This window comes from Nonomuraea sp. NPDC047529, assembly GCF_040642995.1.
Taxonomy (GTDB): Bacteria; Actinomycetota; Actinomycetes; order Streptosporangiales; family Streptosporangiaceae; genus Nonomuraea.
Genome location: NZ_JBEYTJ010000092.1, coordinates 1 through 5687 on the forward strand (window position 1 = coordinate 1; position 5687 = coordinate 5687).

General features: G+C 73.5%; 5 protein-coding genes and 1 pseudogene. 4 read left to right on the forward strand and 2 right to left on the reverse strand.

The window, feature by feature from the left end; translation table 11 throughout:
• Nucleotides 1-246: 246 nt before the first annotated feature.
• Together ABZ815_RS52485 and ABZ815_RS52490 are read right to left on the reverse strand one after the other, a co-directional pair.
• Nucleotides 247-1002 (reverse strand): AraC family transcriptional regulator, encoded by a 756-nt coding sequence (locus ABZ815_RS52485; RefSeq protein ID WP_357711032.1) that lies wholly within the window; start codon nt 1000-1002, stop codon nt 247-249.
• A 215-nt stretch (nt 1003-1217) separates the two neighbouring features.
• On the reverse strand, nt 1218-2069 hold the full coding sequence (locus ABZ815_RS52490; protein ID WP_357711035.1) for a metallophosphoesterase: 852 nt from the start codon (nt 2067-2069) through the stop codon (nt 1218-1220).
• Between the two features lie 209 nt (nt 2070-2278).
• Here ABZ815_RS52490 and ABZ815_RS52495 point away from each other — a divergent pair, with 209 nt between their 5' ends.
• The 4 genes and pseudogenes from ABZ815_RS52495 to ABZ815_RS52510 all read left to right on the forward strand — a co-directional run.
• Nucleotides 2279-2806, forward strand: coding sequence for a sigma-70 family RNA polymerase sigma factor (locus ABZ815_RS52495; RefSeq protein WP_357711038.1), 528 nt, complete (start codon nt 2279-2281; stop codon nt 2804-2806).
• 14 nt (nt 2807-2820) lie between these two features.
• Complete coding sequence (locus tag ABZ815_RS52500) at nt 2821-3381, forward strand: DUF5987 family protein (RefSeq protein WP_357711041.1); 561 nt, start codon at nt 2821-2823, stop codon at nt 3379-3381.
• The gene (locus ABZ815_RS52505) at nt 3378-5030 is read left to right on the forward strand and encodes an FAD-dependent oxidoreductase (RefSeq protein WP_357711043.1); all 1653 of its coding nucleotides are present in this window, start codon (nt 3378-3380) and stop codon (nt 5028-5030) included. The genes ABZ815_RS52500 and ABZ815_RS52505 overlap by 4 nt, the downstream gene beginning before the upstream one ends.
• Before the next feature lie 10 nt (nt 5031-5040).
• Nucleotides 5041-5687: pseudogene (locus ABZ815_RS52510) on the forward strand (carboxymuconolactone decarboxylase family protein); the annotation flags it as partial.

Below are 5687 nucleotides of genomic sequence, written 5' to 3' on the forward strand. Positions count from 1 at the left end.
AGACGAGGCCGGTGTCCTGCCAATCGTCGCCAGCTGCTTCCCGAGCGGTGTCGCGGGGCCGTTTACGGGCGCAGTGGGCCGCCGGGTCGCACTCGGGGGAGGGGGGCGGGGGGGGGGGGGCGGCGGGCTGCCTAGCACGCGCCCCCCGCCTTTGCCACCGCCCGGTACAACCCCACCCCGCGGCACACCCGGGCGGCCCCCCCGCACCACGCCCCGCGGGCCCTTCCGGGTGTGCCGTCCCTTCTGTCAGGTGTGGGTGTCGGTCCAGGCCAGCAGGTCGCGCAGGGCGAGCAGGACGGGCGGGTCGAGCACGCTCATGGGACGCAACCGCAGGTCGGCGCGCTCGGCCCCGCCGCCCCCCACCTCGATCGGCCCGATCCGGGCGATGCACGTCGCGGCGTCACCCTGGGGCGGGTGGTGCACGGCGTCCTCGCGGGACTCCGCCACGGACTGGGCGATCAGGTACCAGGTGCCCTTGGGCACGTTCTCCAGCACGTACGGGCCGGGCCGGCCGATCAGGGTGAAGCTCGCCGGCCTGCCCTCCAGGATCTGGCCGGGGAACACGCCGGCGAACACCGGCCGGTCGGCCAGGGGCGAGGTCACGACGCCGTGCAGGGTCGCCGCCGGGCCGCCGAACGCGCGGTCACCGCCGGTCAGGTCCTCCGCCGTGACGCTCATGACCTGCCGGTACCTGCTCGGCGACAGTCCCACGCTGTGGGTGAAGCGCGAGCTGAAGGTGCCCACGCTGGAGTAGCCGACCTGGTGGCTGATGTGCGTGATGCTGAGCGAGGTCGACACGAGCAGGCGCTTGGCCTCGCGCAGCCGCACCGCGGACAGGAACCGTCCAGGGGACAGCCCGGTCACGCGCTGGAAGACACGCGAGAAGTGGAACTTGCTGAACATCGCGGTGCGCGCCATGTCGTCAATGGTGAGCTGCTCGCCGTGGTTCTCCTGCATGCTCTCGATGACCCGCAGGACCGCTCGTTCGATGACGTCGTCCATATGGTCTCCCGGAACCCGGAAGCTGTCGGGGGCGCGTCCCCTGTCGATTCTCCGGGTGGAGAATCGACAGGGGGGCGCGATTCCTCGGCGCTCCGGATGCATTGCCTTTCGGTTGCCACCTGGTACACGCTCCCGGGCGGGCAGTACGCTGCATGACAAATCGCCCTTTTTTGGGAAATTTTCGGAAATCTCGGCAATTTATCTGAGAATGCGGTTTATCTAGCCCATTCGCGGCGGGGGGCCGGCAGCAGTTGCCGCAGCAGCCGTCCGTCGCGGTGGTGCGGGCGCCGCTCGTGCGGGTAGCCGAGCGAGACCTCCTCGAAGCGCACCCCGTCATGCCAGCTCGTGCCCGGGATGTGCAGGTGGCCGTAGACGACCGCGGCGGCGCGGAAGCGCAGGTGCCAGTCGGCCGTCTGCTCGGTGCCGCACCACTGCGCCAGCGCCTGGTGCCGCAGGACGCGGGTGGGGGCGCGCAGCAGCGGGAAGTGGTTGACCAGGACCGTGGGCAGGCCGGGGTCGAGCGACTCCAGCCGCAGCTCGCTCTCGCGCACCCGGGCCCGGCACCACGCCTGCCTGCTGGGGTAGGGCTCGGGATGCAGCAGGAACTCGTCCCTGCACACCACCCCCTGTTCGCGGGCCAGGCCGAGCGCCTGTTCCCGGGTGGTGCCGGGCGCGCGGAAGCTGTAGTCGTACAGCAGGAACAGGGGGACGACGGCCACCGGGCCGCCCTCCCCCGTCCAGACCGCGTACGGGTCCTCGGGCGTGAGCACGCCGAGGCGCCGGCAGACCTGCACCAGGCGCCGGTAGCGCTCCTCGCCGCGCGGGCCGGGGTCGCCGGGCGGGGTCCACAGCTCGTGGTTGCCCGGCGCCCACACCACCCTGGCGAAGCGCTCGCGCAGCAGGCCGAGCGTCTCCTCGAACGCGTCCAGCCGCTCGGCGACGTCCCCCGCCACCAGCAGCCAGTCGTCCGCGGTGCGCGGGCGCAGCTCCTCGACGGCCGCCCTGTTCTCGGGAAACCCGACATGGAGGTCGCTGATCGCCAGCAATGCCGCACCGGAGGCGCTCACGCCGCGAGCGTATGTGCGCGGGAACGGGCCGGGAGCGCCGCGAGAAGAAAACAGGGGTCACCGGCGGTCGAATAGGGGGTGGCCGCGACGCCTTTGTGGATAAGGGCGCGAGGACGTCCGTTAGGGGTTGTTGCGGCGGACCGCGCATTCAATTCTGAGCATGCCGAAGAAAGCGGGAATTGCACGGCCGTGTTCCGGGGGTGAAGGTGATGGCCGAGGTACGGGGGCAGGAATTCGCCAATTTCGCGCGGGAGGCCAGGCCGATGTTGCGCCGGGTCGCCTTCCGGCTTTCCGATGACTGGCACGAGGCCGACGACCTCGTCCAGCGCACACTGCTGGCACTGCACCGGCACTGGGACGACCTCGACCGGCGCGACCGGGCCGAGGCGTACGCGCGGCAGATCATGCGGCGGCTGCTCATCAGCGACCGCAGGGCGCTGCGCTGGTCGCGGGAGGTGCTCAGCGGGGCGCCGCCCGACGCGGCCGCCGCCCTGGACCCCTACGACCTGGTGGGCGAGCGCATCGTGCTGATGGACGCGCTGTCCAGGCTGGGGCCGCGGCAGCGGGCGACGATCTTCTTCCGGTTCTGGGAGGGCCGCAGCGCGGAGGACACGGCCCAGGTCATGGGCAACGAGTCCTCCACGGTCCGCAGCCAGACCGTCAGGGCGCTGAGCACGCTGCGGGCCGCGCTGGCGCGCACCGACACCACCGACCGTACCGACCGAAAGCCGACCTGAACGAGGGAGTACCCATGGGTCCACTGCTCTACGAGACGAGGGTGGAGACGCTGGAGGCGCTCGCGGACACCATCGTGCCCGGGGCCAAGCGCGGTCCGGACGACCGGGCGGTGGCCGGCCTGAGCCCGACGGGCGGCGCGGTCGCGGCCGGCGCCGTCGAGCTGCTGGAATGGGACGCCACCGGCGTCTCAGGAAGCCTGGACGACTACGCCCGCTCGCTGAACGAGCACGCCCGCGCCCACGCCGACCAGCACGGCATCGTGCTGGAGGAGGGCGTCCCGGCGTTCGTGGCCCTGCCGTTCGAGGAGCGCGGCGCGCTGGTGCGCACGCTGACCGCGCCCGGCCACCCGGAGAAGGCGCTGTGGGTGCTGCTGGTGCTGTTCTGCTACATGGCCTACGACTCCGCCGCCCACCTGCACACCGTCGACGCCCTCAGGGCCGGGCATCCCGGCCTGACCGCGATGGGCATCGCCCCGCCGGACGCGGACGGGCTGTGGCGCTTCCCCGCCTACTCCTACGGCCGTCCCCTCGCCGACCTCCACCCGGACACGACAGCTTCAGGGAGCCCCGCATGAACGGCGTCGAACGCACCGACGTGCTGGTGATCGGCAGCGGCTTCGGCGGCGCGATCCCCGCCTACCACCTGGCCGCGGGCGGCGCCGACGTGGTCATGCTGGAGCGCGGGCCGTGGCTGGAGTCCGCCGAGTACGAGCACGACTTCAAGCTGGGCTCCTCCTACACCCGCATCTTCGACTTCACCGTCGGCGACGGCATGAGCGTGCTGGGCGGCAACTGCGTGGGCGGCGGCAGCGTGGTCTACTTCGCGGCCATGCCGCGCGCGCCGCGCTTCGTCTTCGAGCGCCGCGGCAGCATCAACCGCCGCATGTGGCCGGCCGCGATCAGCCGCGACACCCTCGACCCCTGGTACGACCGGGTCGCCGAGTCCATCTCCATCACCCAGCAGGGCTGGGAGGACGTGTCCTACTCCGGCGGCCTGTGGGCGGCCGCCTGCCGGCACGCGGGCCGCACCGCCAACCCCGTGCCCGCCGCCGTGGACACCGCGGCCTGCGTCAACTGCAACTGGATGATGGCCGGCTGCCGGTTCGACGCCAAGCAGTCGCTGCTGGCCAACTACCTGCCGGCGGCGCTCGCGCACGGCGCCAGGATCAGGCCGCTGCACGAGGTGCAGAGCATCGAGCGGACGTCCGACGGCTCCTACCGGGTGCACTACAAGATCGTCCACGGCGAGGACTACCGCCTGACCGAGGGCGAGGGCACGATCGAGGCCAAGGTGGTGGTCGTGGCCGCCGGGGCCGCGGCCACGCCGGTCATCCTCCAGCGCAGCGAGGCCGCGCTCGGCGCGATGCCGCACGCCGTGGGCCGCTACTTCTCCGGCAACGGCGAGCGGCTCAACACCGCCGTGCTGAACGAGGAGCGCGTGCGCGAGGTGCTGGGGCTGGAGCGGGGCGACGGCCTGGCGTACGCGGCCAACCAGATCGGCAAGGGCCCGACGGTGGCCAACTGGGACCGGCTGGACGGCTCGCTGCCCGAGTACACCCGCTACTCGCTGGAGCAGCTCTACTTCCCGCCCGGCCTTGGGACCATCCTCGCGCTGGCCGGCGGGACGGACCCGACGTGGTTCGGGCTGCGCAAGAAGGAGATGCTGGAGCGCTGGCGGTCCTGGCTGATCATCTTCCAGATGATCGAGGACGACAACGAGGGCGTCTTCGGGCCGCCGCCCGCGCGCGGCAACTCCGACCGGGTCTCCCAGCAGATGCTGGGCGTGGGGCGGCTGTCGTACAAGCCGACCGCGAACACCTCGGCGGCCTGGGCGATGGCCGACGCCGAGTGCAAGGAGATCCTGGAGCGCGACGGGCTGGCCACGGTGACGCCGTGGACGAACGACCTCGTGGGCGCGTACACGGTGCATCCGCTGGCCTCGTGCCGGATCGGCGACGACCCGTACACCTCGGCGCTGGACGACGGGCACGAGCTGCGCGGCCACCCGGGGATCTTCGTCACGGACGGCTCGGCCGTGCCGGGCGCGCTGACCGTCAACCCGGCGATGACCATCTCGGCGCTGGCCGAGCGGGCGGTGCCGGGGATCGTCAGGGCGGCGCGGGAGCGGGGCGTGGAGGTCTCCTACGGCGCGCCCGCGCCGGACGGCTCGACCGCCGGCCGCCGCGGCACCGCGTCGCTGGCCGCCGCCGCGCTGCGCGGGTAGGGCGCCCGCGATGGGCCGGCTGCTCAGCCGGATGACGGCGCCCGGCGCGCTCGCCCAGGTGCGGTACGTCCGCCCGGTGCGCCCCGGAGCCGCCCGCGGCCTGGTGGCCCGGGTGTACGAGCAGGTCGAGCGGGACTTCGGCATGCTCGCGCCGCCCGTGGCCGTGCACTCCCCCGCGCCGCGCGCCCTGGCGGCGTGCTGGCTGATGCTGCGCGAGTCGCTGCTGGCCGCCGGCGCGGCCGGCCGGGTGGCCGGGGAGCTGGTGGCGAGGGAGGTCTCGGCGGGGAACGCGTGCCCGTACTGCGTGGACGTGCACGGCGCGACCCTGCGCGCGCTGGCCCCCGCCGATCCCCGGCTGCGGCCTCTGGCCGCCTGGGCCAGGGCGAGCGCCTCCCCCGAGGCCGGCGGCCCGCCGGTCACCGGGGAGGCCGCCGTGGAGCTCGTCGCGGTCGCGGTGACCTTCCAGTACCTCAACCGCCTGGTCAACGTGTTCCTGGGCGACTCGCCGCTGCCGCCGGAGCTGCCGGCCGGGGCGCGCGGGCCCGCGCTGCGCGTGTTCGGCGCGCTCATGCGGCCGGCCGCGCGGCGGGCCGCGACGCCCGGCGGCTCGCTCGGCCTGCTGCCCGCCGCGCCGCTGCCGGACGACCTGGCCTGGGC